At 38.1% G+C, this 19,603-nt stretch carries 21 protein-coding genes; 17 read left to right on the top strand and 4 right to left on the bottom strand.

Features of this window, described 5'->3' with window-relative positions:
- Positions 1-56: 56 nt before the first annotated feature.
- The 9 genes from ACH6EI_RS15090 (at position 57) to ACH6EI_RS15050 (ending at position 9,011) form a co-directional block, all read left to right on the top strand.
- Positions 57-302, top strand: coding sequence for a DUF2164 domain-containing protein (locus ACH6EI_RS15090; RefSeq protein ID WP_013082790.1), 246 nt, complete (start codon positions 57-59; stop codon positions 300-302).
- Between the two features lie 242 nt (positions 303-544).
- Positions 545-2,041 (top strand): CoA transferase, encoded by a 1,497-nt coding sequence (locus tag ACH6EI_RS15085; RefSeq protein ID WP_108674629.1) that lies wholly within the window; start codon positions 545-547, stop codon positions 2,039-2,041.
- A gap of 344 nt (positions 2,042-2,385) precedes the next feature.
- Positions 2,386-2,583: an IDEAL domain-containing protein gene (locus ACH6EI_RS15080; RefSeq protein ID WP_108674630.1), complete on the top strand. Its 198-nt coding sequence runs from the start codon at positions 2,386-2,388 to the stop codon at positions 2,581-2,583.
- 226 nt (positions 2,584-2,809) lie between these two features.
- Positions 2,810-3,229, top strand: coding sequence for a universal stress protein (locus ACH6EI_RS15075; RefSeq protein ID WP_028413689.1), 420 nt, complete (start codon positions 2,810-2,812; stop codon positions 3,227-3,229).
- Positions 3,230-3,776: 547 nt separating this feature from the next.
- Positions 3,777-5,153, top strand: coding sequence for a sensor histidine kinase (locus ACH6EI_RS15070; protein ID WP_047751142.1), 1,377 nt, complete (start codon positions 3,777-3,779; stop codon positions 5,151-5,153).
- 1 nt (position 5,154) lies between these two features.
- A complete protein-coding gene (locus tag ACH6EI_RS15065) occupies positions 5,155-5,835 on the top strand; it encodes a response regulator transcription factor (protein ID WP_047751141.1) in 681 nt (226 codons plus the stop codon).
- A gap of 119 nt (positions 5,836-5,954) precedes the next feature.
- Positions 5,955-6,287 carry a metal-sensitive transcriptional regulator gene (locus ACH6EI_RS15060; protein WP_013056612.1) on the top strand — a complete coding sequence of 111 codons (333 nt, stop codon included), beginning with the start codon at positions 5,955-5,957 and terminating at the stop codon, positions 6,285-6,287.
- Positions 6,288-6,301: 14 nt separating this feature from the next.
- On the top strand, positions 6,302-6,508 hold the full coding sequence (gene copZ / locus ACH6EI_RS15055) for a copper chaperone CopZ (protein WP_013082796.1): 207 nt from the start codon (positions 6,302-6,304) through the stop codon (positions 6,506-6,508).
- Positions 6,509-6,593: 85 nt separating this feature from the next.
- Complete coding sequence (locus ACH6EI_RS15050) at positions 6,594-9,011, top strand: heavy metal translocating P-type ATPase (protein WP_108674631.1); 2,418 nt, start codon at positions 6,594-6,596, stop codon at positions 9,009-9,011.
- Positions 9,012-9,148: 137 nt separating this feature from the next.
- On the opposite strand, the gene ACH6EI_RS15045 is transcribed toward ACH6EI_RS15050, so the two are convergent.
- Entirely contained in the window at positions 9,149-9,577 is a 429-nt protein-coding gene (locus ACH6EI_RS15045) for a YhfM domain-containing protein (protein ID WP_033578736.1), read from the bottom strand.
- Positions 9,578-9,805: 228 nt separating this feature from the next.
- Here ACH6EI_RS15045 and ACH6EI_RS15040 point away from each other — a divergent pair, with 228 nt between their 5' ends.
- The 4 genes from ACH6EI_RS15040 (at position 9,806) to ACH6EI_RS15025 (ending at position 12,799) form a co-directional block, all read left to right on the top strand.
- A complete protein-coding gene (locus tag ACH6EI_RS15040; protein ID WP_034264504.1) occupies positions 9,806-10,363 on the top strand; it encodes a YdhK family protein in 558 nt (185 codons plus the stop codon).
- Between the two features lie 212 nt (positions 10,364-10,575).
- Positions 10,576-11,871 (top strand): MFS transporter, encoded by a 1,296-nt coding sequence (locus tag ACH6EI_RS15035; protein ID WP_033578738.1) that lies wholly within the window; start codon positions 10,576-10,578, stop codon positions 11,869-11,871.
- A 287-nt stretch (positions 11,872-12,158) separates the two neighbouring features.
- Positions 12,159-12,338, top strand: a complete 180-nt coding sequence (locus tag ACH6EI_RS15030) for a hypothetical protein (protein ID WP_033578739.1) — start codon at positions 12,159-12,161, stop codon at positions 12,336-12,338.
- Positions 12,339-12,478: 140 nt separating this feature from the next.
- Positions 12,479-12,799, top strand: a complete 321-nt coding sequence (locus ACH6EI_RS15025) for a 2Fe-2S iron-sulfur cluster-binding protein (protein ID WP_048021341.1) — start codon at positions 12,479-12,481, stop codon at positions 12,797-12,799.
- Between the two features lie 224 nt (positions 12,800-13,023).
- On the opposite strand, the gene ACH6EI_RS15020 is transcribed toward ACH6EI_RS15025, so the two are convergent.
- Positions 13,024-13,590, bottom strand: coding sequence for a peptidoglycan-binding domain-containing protein (locus ACH6EI_RS15020; protein WP_033578741.1), 567 nt, complete (start codon positions 13,588-13,590; stop codon positions 13,024-13,026).
- Between the two features lie 551 nt (positions 13,591-14,141).
- On the opposite strand from ACH6EI_RS15020, the gene ACH6EI_RS15015 reads away from it, so the two are divergent.
- Positions 14,142-15,134, top strand: a complete 993-nt coding sequence (locus ACH6EI_RS15015) for a YibE/F family protein (RefSeq protein WP_034264529.1) — start codon at positions 14,142-14,144, stop codon at positions 15,132-15,134.
- Positions 15,131-15,913, top strand: coding sequence for a YibE/F family protein (locus ACH6EI_RS15010; protein ID WP_028413678.1), 783 nt, complete (start codon positions 15,131-15,133; stop codon positions 15,911-15,913). Before ACH6EI_RS15015 ends, ACH6EI_RS15010 begins: the two co-directional genes overlap by 4 nt.
- A gap of 168 nt (positions 15,914-16,081) precedes the next feature.
- Here the strand turns inward: ACH6EI_RS15010 and ACH6EI_RS15005 are convergent, their stop codons facing one another.
- Positions 16,082-16,783, bottom strand: a complete 702-nt coding sequence (locus ACH6EI_RS15005; RefSeq protein ID WP_033578742.1) for a hypothetical protein — start codon at positions 16,781-16,783, stop codon at positions 16,082-16,084.
- A gap of 72 nt (positions 16,784-16,855) precedes the next feature.
- Positions 16,856-17,542 carry a hypothetical protein gene (locus ACH6EI_RS15000; protein ID WP_224980083.1) on the bottom strand — a complete coding sequence of 229 codons (687 nt, stop codon included), beginning with the start codon at positions 17,540-17,542 and terminating at the stop codon, positions 16,856-16,858.
- A gap of 290 nt (positions 17,543-17,832) precedes the next feature.
- Here ACH6EI_RS15000 and ACH6EI_RS14995 point away from each other — a divergent pair, with 290 nt between their 5' ends.
- Positions 17,833-18,183 (top strand): ArsR/SmtB family transcription factor, encoded by a 351-nt coding sequence (locus ACH6EI_RS14995; protein WP_033578743.1) that lies wholly within the window; start codon positions 17,833-17,835, stop codon positions 18,181-18,183.
- A 15-nt stretch (positions 18,184-18,198) separates the two neighbouring features.
- Complete coding sequence (locus tag ACH6EI_RS14990; RefSeq protein ID WP_108674632.1) at positions 18,199-19,497, top strand: arsenic transporter; 1,299 nt, start codon at positions 18,199-18,201, stop codon at positions 19,495-19,497.
- The last annotated feature ends 106 nt before the right edge of the window (positions 19,498-19,603 follow it).

Here is a 19,603-nt window from a genome sequence, read left to right as displayed (position 1 = left end):
CTCCTCTTGCTATGATGTCAGGTAGACAGATATCAATGTAAAGAGGAGTTTTGTTTATGTTTATTAATTTTTCAAAAGAAGACAAAGATAAAATGCTGAATGAAATTCAAACGTTTTTTTATAACGAACGAGATGAAGAAATTAGTGAATTTGCAGCGGAAAATGTATTGGAGTTTATTAAAGAACATATAGGTCCTCATTTTTATAACCAAGCCATTAAAGATGCGGAAGATATTATGAACCAGGTCATGCTTTCTGCAGAAGAAAATTTACATGCATTAAAAAAACCAATCGAAAAGTAGTTCGAAAAAGAAAATATGAAATAGGAAAAAGCGTTTTATGTACAAAAACATAAAGCGCTTTTGTTTGTTTATGAAACAAATTATTTGTTCGCCCAAGTGATATATGATACATTCGTTTTAAGATAATATTAACGTTAACGTAAAGGTTATATTTAAAGTGTTTTTATTTAACTCGATGAGAGCATAACTTCAGCAAGCAGGGACATAATGAGGTAATTATATGAGGAAAGAAGGGACTACACATGAGCAACATTACGAAAGGTCAGCTAACAAAATCTATTGTGAAAGCAAATGAAAATCGTTTAACGGATAATAGTGATTTTGATATCTATCAAGAGCTGGAAAATGTGCTTCAAGGAGTCGGCTTATCAGCAAAAGACAGCGGAGGAAACATTACATTTTACGGAGAAGATCCGATTGTTCCTAGTACGCTGCGACTTGCCTCAGCAGCAGCTATTGCACTGGTTGCTAAGTCAGTAGCTGTCTCAAAAATTTGGAGAATACGCGGAGGAAAAGGTCAAGATATTCATATGGATTTACGAAAAGCGATCCGAAGATTATCACCTTTTTACGATAAAAAATGGGAAAAGCTTAATGGGTATGCCCCGAGTAAAGCAAATGATCCTTATAATCCATTAGGCTTTCGCTTTTATCAAACAAAAGACGGCAAATGGGTAATGCCGCTGAATCCGTATCCACGCTCTAAGCATGAAACGCTCAAGCTATTAAATTGTATAGAAGACCCTGATGCAGTGGCAAAAGCGATTCGCGGATGGAATGCAGAAGAATTGGAAAAAGCTGCAGCGGAGCGAGGAGTGATCATGCCTGTTGTGCGGACAATTGAAGAGTTTATGAAAGAAGCCGCGTATGAAGAAATAGCTCAGCTTCCTTTAATTGAAATTGAAAAGATTGGAGAAAGTGAGCCGATTCCTTTTTCCAAGAATCCTAAAACGCCGCTAGATGGTATTCGAGCATTAGGGCTTGGTCACGTTATTGCAGGAGCAGGATTCGGTAGAGCTCTCGCTTTACACGGTGCGGACGTCTTAAATATTTGGAAGCCAACGGATTGGGAGCATGATACGATTTACGCTACGTCTAATGTCGGTATGCGCTCTTCAACGCTGGATATCGGTGAAAAAGAAGGAAAAGAAAAAATGGTTGATCTTCTAAAAGAAGCCGATATCTTTTTTGGGAACCGTCGCTACGGATTTCTAGAGAGATACGGTCTAACAGCTGAAGAGTGTGCAAAATTAAAACCTGGAATCATCCACTGCACCGTTAACCTGCACGGGACGCAAGGAGAGTGGGCAAAAAGAAATGGATTTGACCAGACAGCGGGAAGCGTAACGGGAGTCATGGCGTTAGAAGGATCGCCAGAAAATCCTAAGCTGCCTCCTATTGTAGTTGTCAATGATTATGCAGTTTCTTGGCTGCTTGAAGTTGGTGCTTTAATGGCACTAGAAAGAAGAGCAAAAGAAGGAGGCAGCTACCGCGTGCGTGTATCATTAGATCGCGTATCTTTATGGATTTTATCAATGGGCATCTATGATAAAACATATGCTCATCAAACAGCTGGTTCGTCAGAGAAGCATGAGTACATTGCACCGGATCTCTTTACAGCCCAAACACCTTTAGGATTGTACCAAGGGCTTACAGAACAAATCGAAATGTCGGAAACTCCAGGGGAATATAAGACGGTTCTCGTTCCTCGAGGTTCTTCACGCCCAGAGTGGTTGTGATAACAAGAGGCTGAGACAAAATTATTTTAGTGGAAAGAAAATCCGAACGATGAATTGAGATTCTTGATAAAGGATCCAACTCGTTCGGATTTTTTTGTTATTGTGATGAACATAGGTTTCGTTTATGTGGGTAGATGCTTCTAGCGCTTGCACGGAAATCAACAGCGGTGTCACAAGCGGTTCAGCTCATGTATCCAATTTGTTTGTCTTTAGATTGAATTAATTTCGCTATGTCTTAATCTCGGTTTTTGGGGGTCAAATTTAAAATGAAAAATAAGAAAAAATATTTGAATAATTATATGATTTCTTATATAATAGCGAAAAGGATGAGGAGTTGACTTGTAATGGAAAACTATACGTCCCGCAAAATGACACGAGAAGAAGTAAAAGTATCAGACGCGACAGCAGCTCAACTAGTGCTAAACAAATCTCTTTGTGACTTTAAAAAAGCACAGCTTTTACTGCAAATCGATCAGTCTTTAGAAAAAAGAGATAAAGAAACTTTTTTACGTTTAACTGAAGAGTTAAAAGAAGTTTGTTAAATAACCTACTAACATAAACAATCAGCCTTTGCTTCTAGTGAGCAAAGGCTTTTCATATGGAAAAAAACGGATAAATGTTTTGTTTTTTCTGAAAGCGGTAAAAGTATAGTATGGATGATAAAGCAAAAATCAAGAAGTCTCTTACTTTATTATTTTTTGCTTTATCATCTAAAGCATCTAGATGGTAATACATCATGAAAGAACAAAAAGAGAGAGGGTTCTTGATATGTATAACAAAATCTTAGTCGCCTTTGATGGTTCCGCACCTTCTATTCGTGCTCTTCAACATGCAAGTAAACTAGCTGAAAGCGTAAATGCTAATAAGCTGACAATTGTACATATTAAGGAAAGAATTCACTTGCAGCAGCCTGTTTTTAGCGTTGACTTGGACGCACTGATAGAAGAAGAAAACCGCGATATTTTATCTGAAGCTCACAATCATTTAACTCAATCAGGTATTCCATATGAGGCATACGGTGTAGAAGGCACTGCTTCAAAGAAAATTATTGAATACGCACGTGATAATCAACAAGACGTCATTGTAATAGGAAGCCGAGGAAAGGGCTTTGTTAAAGAGACCTTTCTAGGAAGTGTAAGTCACGAAGTTGCTCAATCCGCAGAATGTCCTGTTATTATTGTTAAATAAAAAGAGGCTGGGGTAAAAGTAGTTTAGTTAAAGAAAAATCCGAACGATGAATCGAGATTCTTGATGAAGAATCCAACTCGTTTGGATTTTTTTATTGGTATGGTGAACGTAGGTTTCATGTATATAGTTGCTTCTAGCAGTTGATTGGAGGGTAAGACGAAGACTCCTGCGGGGAAAGCGGAACAGGTGAGACCCCGCAGGAGCGTAAACAACGAGGAGGCTCAGCGGCCGCCCGCGGAAAGCGAAGTCTTGCACGGAAATCAACTGCGGTGTGACCAGTAATTTATACTAGCTCCCTTATCCAATTCGTTCGTCTTTAGATTAGAGTGATTTTGTTATGTCTCAATCTCTTTTTGCTTTTGGATTATGTATTGCTGCACGCTTCGTAAGTTCGAAATTTGCTGTATGATAAACTTACTTCATACGCTAAGCTGTCAGATACCCGTGGTAAAATGTCAAAGAATAATCGTTATTTAATTAGGTATGTTTTATTCTGCACAGTTTCTTCATTTATTACTTTTATAATGAAAGCAAGGGATGTGAATAAATGAATCGTATTTCTATTAAGCTTGGACTCTTGTTTTTAATGTTCATTTTACTAATTGAAGCCGCTCTCTTTTTCTATTTATATAGCGGTCTTGCCAATACACGAATTTCAGAGGAGCTGCAAAGCTTGCGTTTAAGAGGAAACAGTCACCGGGAAGTATTAGAGAAGCATCATGATTCTGCTACGCTTAACCATGTTGCACTGATGGAATCAGAAGCAGAAACTGATGTTATCATAACGGATAAAACAGGAAAAATTATCAGTTCATCTAGACCTTTAATTCAAGGTGCAAGAAAAGCAGTAGAGAAATGGAAAGGAAAGTCTCTTACATATAAAGGTGAAATTATGCAAGGCGACTGGAAAAGCAAACCTTATATCGCCACGGCATCACCTATTAAAGAAGGCCATCAACAGTTCGGAACGGTTTATATGTTCAAAAACACAAAGGATATTCACGAAATGATTGCGAGACTACAGCATCATTTTTACGTAGCGGGAGCTGTGTCCGTTTTATTTTCCATTGTGACTATTTTTGCTCTGTCTAAATTTATAACCGCTCCTTTAATCAAAATGAAAAAAGCAACAGAGAAGCTGAGTCAAGGAGATTTGTCTGTGAAACTTGGCGCTCATTCAAGAGATGAACTTGGACAATTAGGAATGTCCATTCAGTCGTTAGCGAATGAGCTGCAGCGGTTACGAAAAGAGAGAAATGAATTTTTAAGCAGCATTTCACATGAACTTCAAACGCCTTTGATGTATTTAAAGGGCTATGCAGACGTAGCAAGAAGGCCTTCTAATACACCGCAAGAACGTGATAAGTATCTTGCTATTGTGGAAGAAGAAGCAGGAAGAATTTCACAGTTAGTCAAAGATTTGTTTCAGCTGGCGCAGCTGGATCAGCATACATTTTTTATTCAAAAACAAAAAGTAGAGCTAGCTACGTATTTGCACACCGTATGCGCGCATTTTCATTTAGCTTTAAAAGAAAAGGAGATGGAGCTGGAGATAAGCTGCCCTCAAGGTCTTTACGTTTCACTAGATCCTGAAAGATTTCAGCAAGTGATTATCAATTTACTTGATAACGCAATGAACTATTCAAAAGAAGAGACCAAAATTGATTTAAGTGTAAAAAAATCAGCTGAATCATTGACAATAACTCTTAAAGATCAAGGAATAGGCATTCCAGAAAAAGATCTACCTTACGTATTTGACAAGCTGTATCGAGTGGAAAAATCCCGCTCGAGAAAAAGCGGAGGCTACGGATTAGGCTTATCAATTGTAAAGGAGATTGTAGAAGCTCATGGAGGAGAAATAACAATCACAAGCGAGACGGGAAAAGGTACGACTGTAGAGATTGTATTAAGAGAGGATGGATAGGATGGCAACTATTTTATTAGTAGATGATGAAGCAAGGATGCTGGATTTACTAGAACTTTATCTGCTGCCAAACGGATTTACATGTATAAAATTTGAAAAAGGCACAGAAGCGCTGCGCTATCTTTATGAAGGTAACAAAGCAGATTTGATGTTATTAGATATTATGATGCCAAGCGAAGATGGGTGGGAGATTTGTCAAAAAGTAAGAAAAATGTCTGATCTACCGGTCATTATGCTCACAGCCCGCAGCCAAACGTTAGATGTAGTAAAAGGATTAAATATAGGGGCAGACGACTATATTACCAAACCGTTTAGCGAAGAAGAATTGGTTGCACGCATCGGTGCCGTTCTTAGACGTTCGTTAAAGGAAAAACATGAAATCACCTACAAAGGGTTAGTATGGAGCAAGGAAAATCACGTATTACAATATAAAGATCAGCAGATTCAAGTAACGCCTAAAGAGTTTGAATTGGTGGGGTTACTTCTTCAGCATTTAAATCGTGTGTTCAGCCGAGACGACTTGCTTGTGTTAGTGTGGGGATATGAGGCGGAGATTGGAGACCGTACTATTGACTCTCATGTGCGAAATGTTCGGGATAAGCTTAGAAAAGCGGGCTTTCCCGTAGACGAATACTTGCAAACCGTATGGGGAATAGGCTATAAGTGGGTTGATGTTAGTTGAAAATGATATGAGCATAGCTACTGAAATTGGTGAAAAGATAAAGTAAGCAGAAGCCAGCTTTTCGCTTTACATAGGGTAGGGGGGTATAGTATCATGAAGTTATGAAGGGAGGATGTTAGATGGTCGAAGCGAATCACATGAATAGTGAAGAAAAATGTTGTACGATAAATAGTGAAAGAAAAAGTCACCATTCTCCAGAAGTGAAAAAAAACCTAACAAGCCGATTAAATCGAATTGAAGGACAAATTCGAGGAATTAAAGGATTAATTGAAAAAGATACGTATTGTGACGACGTGATTACTCAAATCGCAGCTGCGCAGTCTGCTTTGAATAGTGTAAGTAAAATTTTGCTTGAAGGTCACTTGAAGCATTGCATTGTAGAACGTGTGCAAGATGGTGATGAAGAAGTAGTGGATGAATTATTAACAACCATTAAACGATTAATGAAATAAAGGAGATGCTAGAAATGGAAAACGTAACATTATCAGTACAAGGAATGTCTTGCGGTCATTGTGTCAAAGCTGTTGAAGGCGGCGTAGGCGAACTTAATGGCGTTAAAAGCGTAGAAGTAAGCTTAGAAGATGCAAAAGTAACGGTTGCATTTGATCCAAGTCAAGTAACGGTCGAAGATATTAAAGAAGCTATTGATGACCAAGGTTATGACGTAGCATAAACAGCATCGCGTGCGAATACCTTCGCACGCTTGATTTAGGAGAAAAATATACCCCTTGTAGGTATATAACAGGAGGCGAAACGCGGTGAGTGACAAACAAAAAGAAGCCACCTTGCAAATTACGGGTATGACATGCGCAGCGTGTTCTAACCGGATTGAAAAAGGGTTAAAAAAAATAGAAGGTGTAAAAGAAGCAAACGTGAATTTGGCTTTGGAAAGATCTACTATCATATTTGATCCGTCTAAAACAAGTCCACAGGCCTTTGAAGAAAAAATCGAAAAGCTTGGGTACGGAGTTGTAAGTGAAAAAGCCGAATTTGCTATTACGGGCATGACGTGCGCCGCTTGTTCGACTCGTATTGAAAAAGGGTTAAACAAATTAGAAGGCGTGACAAAGGCAAGTGTTAACCTTGCTTTAGAAACGGCTTCTGTTGAATACAGCCCTTCTCAAATAGATCCGCAAGACATAACGCAGCGAGTTGAAAAGCTTGGATACGGAGCCAAGCTAAAGTCAGAAGAAAAAGAAGAAGAGCAAAGCTACAGAGAAAAAGAACTGAGTAAACAAAAAGGAAAGTTTTGGTTTTCATTTATTTTAAGCGTACCGTTATTATGGGCAATGGTTAGTCATTTTACGTTTACGTCGTTTATTCCTTTGCCTCATATGCTGATGAATCCATGGGTTCAGCTCGCTTTAGCTACGCCTGTTCAATTCGTCGTAGGGAAGCAATTTTATATAGGTGCATTTAAAGCTCTTCGTAACAAAAGTGCCAACATGGATGTTTTAGTAGCACTAGGTACAAGCGCAGCTTATTTCTATAGTTTATACTCTTCTCTTAAATCGCTTGGCTCATCTGCTCATACTACTCAGCTTTACTATGAAACGAGTGCTATATTAATTACGCTGATTCTTTTAGGGAAATTATTTGAAGCCAATGCCAAAGGCCGTTCTTCAGAAGCAATTAAAAAGATGATGGGTTTACAAGCTAAAACGGCCGTTGTAGTAAGAGACGGAGCGGAAATTGAAATTCCAGTGGAAGAAGTGCAAAAAGGCGAAGTTATTTTTATTAAACCCGGTGAAAAAGTACCTGTAGACGGAGAGATTATTGAAGGACAATCGGCTTTAGATGAGTCCATGCTGACAGGGGAAAGCGTACCGGTAGATAAAAGCATTGGAGATAAAGTAATTGGAGCCACACTCAATAAAAATGGTTTTCTAAAAATAAAAGCTACAAACGTTGGAAAAGAGACGGCGCTTGCGCAAATTATTAAAGTAGTAGAAGAAGCGCAGGGATCTAAAGCCCCTATTCAGAGATTAGCTGATTATATTTCAGGTATATTCGTGCCAATTGTGGTTGGAATTGCTCTTCTTACGTTCTTTGTCTGGTACATTTGGATTGTGCCTGGCGAATTTGCACCGGCTTTAGAAAAGCTTATCGCCGTATTAGTGATCGCATGTCCATGCGCATTAGGTTTAGCTACTCCAACTTCCATTATGGCGGGGTCGGGCCGCGCAGCAGAATTTGGTATTTTGTTTAAAGGCGGCGAGCATTTAGAAGCGACGCATAAAATCGATACGATTCTTTTAGATAAAACGGGAACTGTTACAAATGGAACGCCTGAGCTAACCGATGTACGTATTGCACAGGGCTACGAAGAAAATGAGCTATTACAGTTAGTTGCATCAGCTGAGCGTTTATCGGAGCATCCTCTAGCTCAAGCACTCGTAGCAGGTATAAAAAATAAAGGTATAGAAATTCAAGATCCGTTATCTTTTGAAGCGATTCCAGGGCATGGAGTAAGGGCAACTGTACAAGAACGAGAGCTGTTAGTAGGAACAAGAAAGCTTATGAACCAACATAAAGTGAATATTGATGCAGCTTTAGAAGAAATTACAAATTTAGAACGAGAAGGAAAAACGGCCATGCTCGTTGCTCTTGACGGAAAATATGCCGGCATGCTTGCTGTTGCAGACACTATTAAAGAGACTTCTAAAGAAGCAGTTTCTAGGTTAAAAGAGATGGGCTTAGAAGTGATGATGATTACCGGAGATAATCGTCAAACAGCTCAGGCTATTGCGATGCAAGCGGGTATTGAGCACGTTATAGCAGAAGTGTTGCCAGAAGGCAAAGCAGAAGAAGTGAAAAAGCTTCAGCAGCAAGGTAAAAAAGTCGCAATGGTAGGAGACGGTATTAACGATGCTCCTGCACTTGCGTTAGCTGATATTGGAATGGCCATCGGAACAGGAACGGATGTAGCGATGGAAGCCGCTGATATTACGCTGATGCGAGGAGACTTGATGAGCATTGCAGATGCGATTGAAATGAGTAGAAAAACGATTTCTAATATCAAGCAAAATCTATTCTGGGCGATGGGTTATAACACGCTCGGTATTCCAATTGCAGCAGTTGGGCTGTTAGCTCCTTGGGTTGCTGGTGCCGCGATGGCTTTTAGTTCTGTATCGGTTGTATTAAATGCACTGCGATTGCAGAGAGTGAGGCTATAAGGTATGAAAAAGTGGATCATCTCAGCTATTTTGTACGTGCTTGCTGTTATAGCAGTATATGCTGTGTGGGAAATATAAAGTGAAAAATATTTGGGTCACCAAGCCATTTTCGGTGAAAGTGATGTAAAACAAAGCTGCTAAAGAATATTCTTTAGCAGCTTTGTCAGGTGCAAGGAATTTTTTTGATTCAATTCATACCCTTTAAGATGAAGGTCTTCTGGATGCTTTTGCTGAGCAATTAACACATCACGTCCATCATCCATAATCCAAATGAAATAATGACGGCTAGAACCATCTCCATAGGTAATGGTCATTTTGCAATCGATGCTCCCAGCAGACTCTTCATCTAAGAGAAGTTTCATGCGCTCAGCCTTTTTTATACTATTGGTGAATGTATTCATATCTTGTTCATCGATAAACGTTTTGAGCGTTTTCATTTTAATGGACGTTACTTCTATCTTTTGTACGCTAGGTGAGAGCGTGGACTGTGCGGAAAAAGAGGGGACTCCCATCACCAAGCTAACTACAAGTAAGAGTGAGGATAGAGCAAAGCGTATTTTTAGCATGTTTCTTTCCTCCTTTTATTTTTATACTTTTTCCTAGTGGTAAGTGTTTCATACGAAGGCCTTTTTTAGGCATAGGAAATTTTCGTACCTAATTACCTTCATCTTCACAAAATCTGCACAAAGTCTGGCTACAATAAAGAAAAGAAGAAGAGTATGCAAAGATAAGTTGTTTCTAAGGATTAAAGGATTTTTATTTTAAAATTTATTAGGTGGAAAAGAGGGACTGTCATGAAAAAACAGCTATTTATTCTTGGTGCATCTGTCATTATTGGACTAAGCGGATGCGGAAACGATTCTAGTCATGAAAAACCTTCAGCTGACAAAAATGAATCCATGCACGATCACTCAGAGATGAATCACTCTAGTTCAGGAGAGGTTCCAAAAGGATTAAAGCAAGCTGAAAATCCAACATATAAAGTTGGAGATAAAGCCATTATGAAAGCTGATCATATGAAAGGCATGAACGGGGCTGAAGCAACGATTGTTGGTGCTTACGATACTACGGCCTATACCGTTTCGTATAAGCCAAAGACTGGCGGGGAAAAAGTAAAAAATCATAAGTGGGTTATTCAAGAAGAAATAAAAGATGCGGGTAACGAGCAGTTAAAGCCAGGCAGCGAAGTGACGCTTGAAGCAGATCATATGAAAGGTATGAAAGGGGCAAAAGCAACGATTGATTCAGCCGAAAAAACAACGGTATATATGGTAGACTACACGCCGACTACAGGCGGAGAGAAAGTGAAAAATCATAAGTGGGTAACGGAAGATGAGCTTTCAGCAAAATAGACTGTTAGCGAGAAAAAAGGCTGGACAGAAGTATTTTTGGTGAAAGAAGATCCGAACAATGAATCAAGATTCTTGATTGAGAATCTCGATTCATCGTTCGGATTTTTTATGGGTAGGGTGAGCTTAGGTTTTATGTAGTGTCTTCTAGCTGCGGTATTAAGTAGAATGCTACGGTAATAAAACGAACAAACTACTGATGAAAGGAGCTAGCTATGAGTGAACATACAGTAAAGCGAACAGGACGCACACGATGGTTCATTTCATCTTTGTTAAGCAGTATGATTATTTTAAACTATTTTGATCGTGTAGCGGTGTCAGTGGCCGCTCCTGCAATACAAGATGCATTTCACTTAACGGGAACAGAGCTTGGAATTGTCTTTTCTATTTATACGTATTCTTATACGATCATGCAAATACCTGCGGGAAGCTTGCTTGATCGGTTCGGAGTAGCATGGGTGACAAGAGTCGGTATGGTGATTTGGAGTTTATTAACGATGTCGATGGCCTTTTTGCAAGGAAAACTTCTTCTCTATATTGTCCGATTTTTAATAGGAATAATGAGTGCTTCTGCATTTCCGGCAGCATCAAAAGCTACGTCGCTATGGTTTCCTCCAAATGAAAGAAGCTTACCAAATTCTTTGTTTGATTCAGCGGCCAAATTTTCGAATGTACTTGGCGCGCCTCTTGTAGCGTTTCTCATCACCAAATTTGATTGGCGCACAGCATTCTTATCTATTGGAATTATAAACGTGCTGTTTACGCTGCTGTTTTGGTTTTATTACGAAAAGCCAGAAAAGCATAGACGCATATCAGATGATGAGCTGAAGTATATTCAAGAAAATAATTTAAATGCAAACGATGAGCAAACATCAAAATTTTTACATACCTTGAAAGTATTATTTACGAATCGAAAAGTTTGGGGGCTAATGATTGGGTTTACAGGCTATGGATATACGTTTAATTTACTGTTAACGTGGCTGCCAACTTTTTTAAAAGAAAAATACGGTATGGATATCATGTCATCGGGCCTGCTTACGGCAGTACCTTGGCTAATTGCTACATTTGCTGGCATTTTAGTAGGCGGGTGGCTTGTTGATTACCTCATAAAAAAAGGTTATGACAGTCAAAAAGTATATCGCACCATCATTGTTATAGGATTATGCTTAGGGTTTGTTTTTTTAGGCTCTATTTTCACTAATAGTGTCGTCTTAGCGATGATTTGTATCTCGATTGGACTGGCAGGTATATCTGCAACCGCACCAATCGGCTGGTCTATTTCTGCAGAAATTGCACCTGCAGGCTCTATTTCCCTTCTTAGTTCTATTGTTAATTTAGCTAATAATTTGTTTGGAGGAATTATAGCTACAGCTTTAACAGGGTACCTTTTAGATAAAACAGGTTCTTTTAACCTAAGCTTTATGGTAGCGGGAATTGTATTGTTGCTAGGCTTAATTTTTTATATTTATGTGCTAGGAGATATTAAACAAATTAAAATTCCAAAAAATTAACGTACGAAGTAAAACCCCATGACTCGTTATGGGGTTTTACTTTTGATTATAAATAACGACCTTGCTTGTGCGTTTAGCGATGTGAGAAACGCTATTAAGAAGGGAAATAAGGTAAATTTGTTTGTTTAAAACATATGATAGAGACTTATTTTAAAACAGAATTGTTAGTATAGCATGTTCTTAAAAAGGTTAAGATGGTTTTTATGAAGAAACCTTGTGTCTAGTTTTGTTATTTCAGCAGAAGTAGATACGAACCGCACTATAAAAAAATAGAAAGGCAGAGGAACATGAATCATAAAGAAAGTGAAAGCAATACTGAGTTAAATCAAAGTCATTTGTTAAAGGAGCCTCAGCGCATAGAATTATCTAAGTATCAAATTTTAAAGGCACTGATACCTGTTATTATACTTGGGCTTGTCGTTTTAGTGGCCGTATTACAAAATGATGGTCTTCTTAATTGGATTTAGGCATGTAAAAGGAGCTTATAACGTACAACAGACGTCGCAATCAGTAGAAATAATGGATTGCAACTTAGGCATGCAACAAAAAAACTGCATAGAGTGTAATTCAAATCGCTTGGATACAGTAGAGGGAAAGAGGGAGATATATGCCAAGAGTAACCGTTTTAGGATACGGCAGTTTTGAAGTGGCAAAAGGAAAAAAGCTTGTCTTGGCACTCGAAGACAACGGTATAAATATTCTTCATCGGTGCGGTGGGAAAGCTAAATGCACGACTTGCAGGGTAGAAGTGCTCGAAGGTGAATATTGTGATTTAACACACGCGGAGAAAAATGCATACTCAGAAAGTTCAATTGAAGATCATTTGCGCTTATCGTGCCAAATTCGTGTAAATGAAGATGTCACCGTTCGGCCAATACTAACGGTAGAAAGCTCAGGACGAGAAGCAGGACCTCGACCCACAGAGTAGTCATGTAATTGCAAAAAGCAGCGTGTGGAATGTTTACATGCTGCTTTTTGTATGTTTACTTAAAAAAATAACAAGAACAGCTAAGGGGAGTAGCAGCTGTTCTTGTTCAAGTAAAATACCTACGGAATGATTCCTTTAAATTTTAGCATTCTGTAAGGCGGGCAGTAAATCACTCAAAAGAGTGATTATAAAGGCTTTTTTCGAACGGTTATCTGCAAATAGATTTAATTGGATTCTTCAATCACATCTCCACTTTTGTAAATATGATACCAGCCTATGGTACCTGATCCCCCTTGATCCATCCAGTCTTTATTTTTTGCTACGAATCTATAGTAAGCTTTATCGTTGTTATCTTTCCGTAAGCGGTCGTCTGTACTGAAGACAATGTTGTCACCGAGTTCTTTTTTACCGAATGCAATAGCCGTGCTGACAGGAAATTGCTTTCTTTCTACCTTGTTCTCATCTAAAGCTGCCCATGTTAAGGGGCCAACAATACCATCTGGAGACAAGCGGTGATCGGTTTGAAATTCTTTTACTACATTTTGCGTTCGCGTACCGAAAATTCCATCAACTGATGTGTTATACTTCACATCCTTTAAACTTTGCTGTAAGTCTCTTACGTAGCTAGAGTGGGAACCTTTACGAAGCGTAGGCCTCGTTTCTGCTTTAGCTTCAATTTTTTGTGAGTAGGCATCTTTAGCAGCTGCTTCAGTAGTTGGAGTGCTGAATGCTACGCATGTTGTTGCAAGCGTAAGAGTAGAAAGCATGACAAGTGTTTTTTTCGTTAACATGAAATAACCTCCTTGTTTTTAGCAACTATTTGTCGCTTTTCATGAGCTTTATAACTAATTAGTAGCTATAAAGTCAACTTATTATAGCGCAGCCAGTTTTCTATTTGTTTTTATATTCCTATGATTATATAAGATAGTCATAAAAAACTAGTGAAGTAGATAAATCGTTCTATGTTTTCACTATAATTTCATTTTTCTCTGATACAGTACGGAAGGGAAAAAACAGTAGGTTTAAGCGTCTTGTGTACTTGGAGTATGTCTTGCTCTATAACGCTCATAATAAACGAATGAAAAGACTGCAAAGGGAATTTGGATCTCTTTGCAGTCTCTTCATGTTCAAAAGCTCTGCGTTCAACTGATAACCAGAAAGGAAAGTATTTATGTCTACTTTGTATGCTCAGCACATAAGGAACCTTTTTTCGAAAATAAAGTCCAATAAATCATCACGGAAACAAATTTTTCTCTACATATTAGGGATTTGCTGTTTGTGTATAGCGCTCATTGTAACAAACCACAATTATTCTCTTTATAAAAAACCAATAGCTGAGGTAGTGAAGACGAATGTTGTAGAAAAAAACAAATCTGCTGATTTAAATCATAACAAAGATACCGTATACTCTCAGGAAATTGTTGCTAAAATAATGAACGGAAAATATAAAGGAAGGCTTATCCATTTAGAGAATACGTACTCATATTCAGGTGCTTATGATCAAAAGTATACTGTCGGAACAGATCTTTTTGTCTCCTTAGAAAAGAATTCACAGCATGCTCTAAATGGAACGATTGAAGGAGTGAAGCGGGACAAGCAGGTTACCGCTGTCGCTGGTTTATTTATATTAATTTTGCTGGCTATTGGAAGAAAACAAGGTTTTTATTCAATCATTAGCTTATTTATTAATATTGTTCTTTTAATCGGGGCCCTCAATGTATATTTAGCACTAGGAAATGTGAGCTTGCTAGCTGTATGTATTGTTGCGGTCGTTCTTTTTACGGTTATTTCTTTGTTATTAGTAAGCGGTAATAAAGAAAAAACGCATGTAGCAATTATTTCAACTTTAATAGGTACATTTGTTTCTCTTTTAATCGCGTATGGTGTCATGCAACTAACAGATTCTAATGGCCTTCATTATGAAGGAATGGAGTTTGTGACGATTCCTCCTCAAAAAATATTTATGAGTGAGGTATTAATAGGATCTTTAGGAGCTGTTATGGATGTAGCGATTACGATTACTTCTTCTGTCTATGAACTATATGAAAAAAATAAAGAGATTGCGCGCAAAGATTTACTGAAATCAGGCAAAGAAATTGGTGGAGACATCATGGGAGCTATGACGAATATTTTATTTTTTTCATATATAAGCGGAACAATCCCAATGGTTCTTCTTTATTTAAAGAATGGCTCTCCTTTAGGATATACGTTTTCGATGAATTTCTCCTTGGAGTTAATCCGTGCTCTTACTGGCAGCATTGGCATTGTTTTAACGATTCCCATTACACTCTATCTTTCGATTCTTTTTATTTTTAGAAAGGGGAACAGAAAGTGAACGTTTTACTATTGCTTGCTCTTATTTTATTTATTCTGATGAGTATTGTGGGCGGAAAAAAAGGAATCCGGTCTTTCCTTGCGCTGTTCTTGAATTTTGGCGTTATTTTTCTCACCATTCTCTTTATGCTGTCTATAAAAAATACGATTGTTGTTACGTTGATCGCTTGTACAATCATTAGCTGCATTAATTTATTTTATATTAATAAATTCAATCATAAAACGCTTGCTGCGTTTGTTTCAACGATTATTACCTTAGCTGTTTTAGTACTCTTTATTTTTATTATTGAACATCATGCAATGATTCAAGGATTTGGAGAAGAACAGGAAGAAGAAATTAACGCTTTTTCACTTTATGTTGGAATTGACTTTGCTAAAATAGCCATTTGTACAATTATTATGGGTGCCATAGGAGCGATCATTGATATTTCGCTATCTATTTCGTCTTCTATGAATGAATTATTTGTTCATGATCCGTCCGTAACTAAAAAGAATCTCTTCAATTCTGGTTTGAAAATCGGAAGAGATATTTTGGGCACCACAACCAATACACTGTATTTTGCCTTTGTAGGCGGATATTTGACGTTAATTATCTGGTTTAAGAGATTGTCGTATTCGTTTGGAGACATTATCAATTCAAAAACCTTTTGTGCAGAAGTCATTTCTATTTTAAGCGGAGGCATTGGTGTAGCCATTATTATTCCGATTACCTCTTGGATTAGTGCCTCTATTTTCTTACAAAAAAGAGAAAAAGGGAAGCAGTACAAGGAAATAAAGTAGAGAAGCGTATGGACAAATAAAAACAGAAAGTCATAAGAAACTGCCCCTCCAATGGTTAACCATTGGAGGGGCAGTTCAAATTAACCTCGGCCTATTTGTGGGATTTTGAGAGAAAACTAGGTGGAGGATGGGAGTTGTAATAGCATTAAGGATTACAATCTGTTTTTCTTACTGATAGATAATACGAAAAGGCCAAGAAGCAGAATTTACAGGAGAAGCAGCTTTTACAAGGACCGTCTCACCATTAGCTGGAAGCAGATTCTTAAAAGCATAAATTCTACGTTCACCTCTTGGAGATCCACGTCCTCGAGAGGTCTTTTGAGGTATAATATTTCGTTCATTTTTTGGGTCAAGTATCCAGTGTACGTACCAAATCTGACGTAAAAATTGTCTATTTGTACTTTGTGGACGTTCATCAAATATACAGTGATTCACTTGGCCTGTCCAATATAGATATCGCCCGTTTCCTATATGCCATTCATCTTCTGACCGATATCTGATTCCTACACATTCACCGGGATAGATAATATCAGGGATGTTGTAATGACTTTCTCTTTGACAGCTAGGGTCACTATATTGTGTATAAGGTGTGACTTCTACCTTTTCCAATTGATTTTTTCTAAAATACAAATATTGCTGCGTGACTTGCCCTGTCGTTCGATTTACGGCTCGGTGACTTAGAAGAATACCATTATAGGTCTGTAACTTTGTGTTATCGATGCTTCTTGTAACCGTTAAGGTACCGGCATTTGAGCTTATGACGCCGCCTACTAATCTTCCATTATGAACACAGTACCCGTTTCTGCATGATGCACCGGCATTAGCTCGATATAGAACTCCTACGCATGTCCCACTAGTAATTAGAGTCAATTATATTCACCTCACATTTCAACGTTGTTTATAGAAATAGCTTTCGAAAGTACTCTTCGTTTGAAGTGATTTCTATAGATCATCCGGGCCATATCGATAGGAAGGCTGTGTTTGAATAAAATAGCCATTTCGTACTTGAGCTACCCAGTTTTGAAATATTTCTCTCCATTCAACACGGTTAAAAAACTCATCAAGCGGCTTTGAAGAATCCCATTCAATGATAAAGAACGGAACTACTGATGGATTCCATACGCCTATACTATTGACACCTGCTTCTTTGATAAGAAGTAAAGGCAGGCCTCGTTGATAACCCATGCTTGGCTCTATTTGTAAAAATGGAGCACCTTCCCATGATGGTGGCGGAGGTGTACCGCCGGGAATATTCGTCATGGTATAATTGGCGAAGACTTGCTGCATATTCACCGCAATCAATCCATAGCTAGAGAGGATCATTCGGCGAACGCTTGTAATCGTTTTATTAGGATATTGCTCCGTATCAGGCAGTGTACGAGGGAAAAGAAGAGCACGTTCAATTTCATCAATTAAACGATTAAGAAATCTTGTTTGAGTAGCATTAAGCATAGAAGGGTGGCTGAGGAATACAGGAATTTTATAAGCTCTGTCGGCTGTATTTTTTAAAGGCATTTTAGGGGCAGCAGAGGGGGATACTTTATCGTCTCTAAGAGAGTAAGGCTTGTCTACATAATATTTACCATCTTGCGGATTATAATAGGAATAATGTTTTTTAATCGTAATCATCCTTTCTTATTTTTCTCTATATTTTATTCAGATAAACAAAATAAGTATGTATGTTTGTCCAAGGACATTAGTAGCATTTTTACGAGAAAACATATCTATATTATCGCATGTTAGATTTGACTTAAATTAGTAGGGAAAATAATTCCTTAAATCCAATCCTTAAACAACTACTAAATCACTCTTAGTTCACTAAAAAATTGTAAATCAGTTAAAAATCAATTATAGTAATGAAGCATTAATACATAAGCCCATTTATACATCAGCTGAAAGGGAGTAGGAGGTGTTCATTAATGAGTACAAAATCTATAGATAGTATTGAAAAGGCAGCTCAAATCTTAAAATTATTGGGAGATAAAACAAGGCTTTCGATGGTGAAATTAATAGAGAACAATGAATGCTGTGTGTGTGAGTTCGTGGATATCTATCAAGCTAGCCAACCTTCAATTAGTCAGCATTTGCGAAAATTAAGAGATGCTGAGCTTGTGAAGGAAAGAAGAAAAGGGCAATGGGTTTTTTATTCTCTTAATAAAGAAAGCCGGTACTATGAGTTTGTTCTAGGTATACTTGAATCTGTACCAAGTCAGGACGAACGTTTAAAAGAGCTAGAAAAACAAGGACTGCGTATTAGTTGTTGTGAATAATTGGAGGTTTAAAAAGTGGCATCAGTTGTACTAGCATCATTGATTTTTTTAGTAACACTAATTTTTGTCATTTGGCAGCCGAAGAATTTGTCAATCGGCTGGTCGGCTTGCGGGGGAGCTATCCTTGCTTTACTGGCAGGCGTTGTTGATTTTCAAGACGTCCTTGAGGTAACCAGCATTGTGTGGAATGCGACTCTTACGTTTATTGCTATTATTATTATTTCTTTAATTTTAGATGAAATTGGTTTCTTTGAATGGGCAGCGCTTCATATGGCTAGAGCTGCAGGAGGGAACGGCGTGCGTATGTTTGTCTACGTGTCTCTTCTTGGAGCCGTTGTAGCAGCGCTATTTGCTAATGACGGAGCAGCTTTGATTTTAACACCCATTGTTTTAGCCATGGTTCGGGCATTAAAGTTCGACGACAAAATGGTTTTTCCGTTTATCATCGCAAGTGGATTTATTGCGGATACAACTTCGCTGCCGCTTGTTGTTAGTAACTTAGTGAATATCGTATCAGCCGACTTCTTTGGCATTAGCTTTTCTGAATTTGCATCACGCATGATTGTTCCAGATTTAGTTTCTCTGTTTGCAAGTATTATGGTCTTGTATCTGTATTTCCGCAAAAGAATTCCTAAGAAATACAATGTAGCAGATTTGCAGAAGCCAGTGGATGCCATCAAAGATGAAAAGATGTTCCGGCTATCTGGAATTGTCTTAGTTTTGCTAGTGCTAGGCTATTTAATTGGAGAATTCTTTAGCGTCCCCGTTTCGATCATCGCAGGTATTATTGCTATTCTGTTTTTGATGATGGCAAAAAAAAGCCGAGCGGTTCATACAAAAAAAGTGCTAAAGGGAGCTCCATGGGCGATTGTCTTTTTCTCTATCGGCATGTATGTCGTTGTATACGGCTTGCGTAATGCTGGTTTAACAGAAATTCTGGCTGATGTGATCCAAGCAACGGCTAGTCATGGACTGTTTGCGGCAACAATTGGCATGGGATTCACTGCCGCTATTCTTTCATCAATTATGAACAATATGCCAACCGTTATGATTGATGCACTAGCAATCGATGCAACACACGCAGCTGGCACAATCAAGGAAGCGCTCGTTTATGCAAACGTCATTGGATCGGATTTAGGTCCGAAAATTACCCCGATTGGTTCTTTAGCAACGCTTTTATGGCTTCATGTTCTGTCAACAAAAGGCGTGAAAATTTCATGGGGAACGTATCTTAAAACGGGTATTATTTTAACGATTCCGACATTGTTTATTACGCTTGCTGGTTTGTATATTTGGCTATTAATTATTTCATAACATGTCCTAAAAGAGATGTGTTTCAGTCAATAGGATAATCGCTGTTATTAGAAAATTTCAGATGTGTATCGAAGCTGTAGAAAATAATCTACAGCTTTTTCATTGA

Origin of the sequence: Priestia sp. JSM ZJ58, assembly GCF_044383985.1 — a bacterium.
Taxonomy (GTDB): Bacteria; Bacillota; Bacilli; order Bacillales; family Bacillaceae_H; genus Priestia; species Priestia zanthoxyli.
This window is presented reverse-complemented; position numbering and strand designations above follow the sequence as displayed.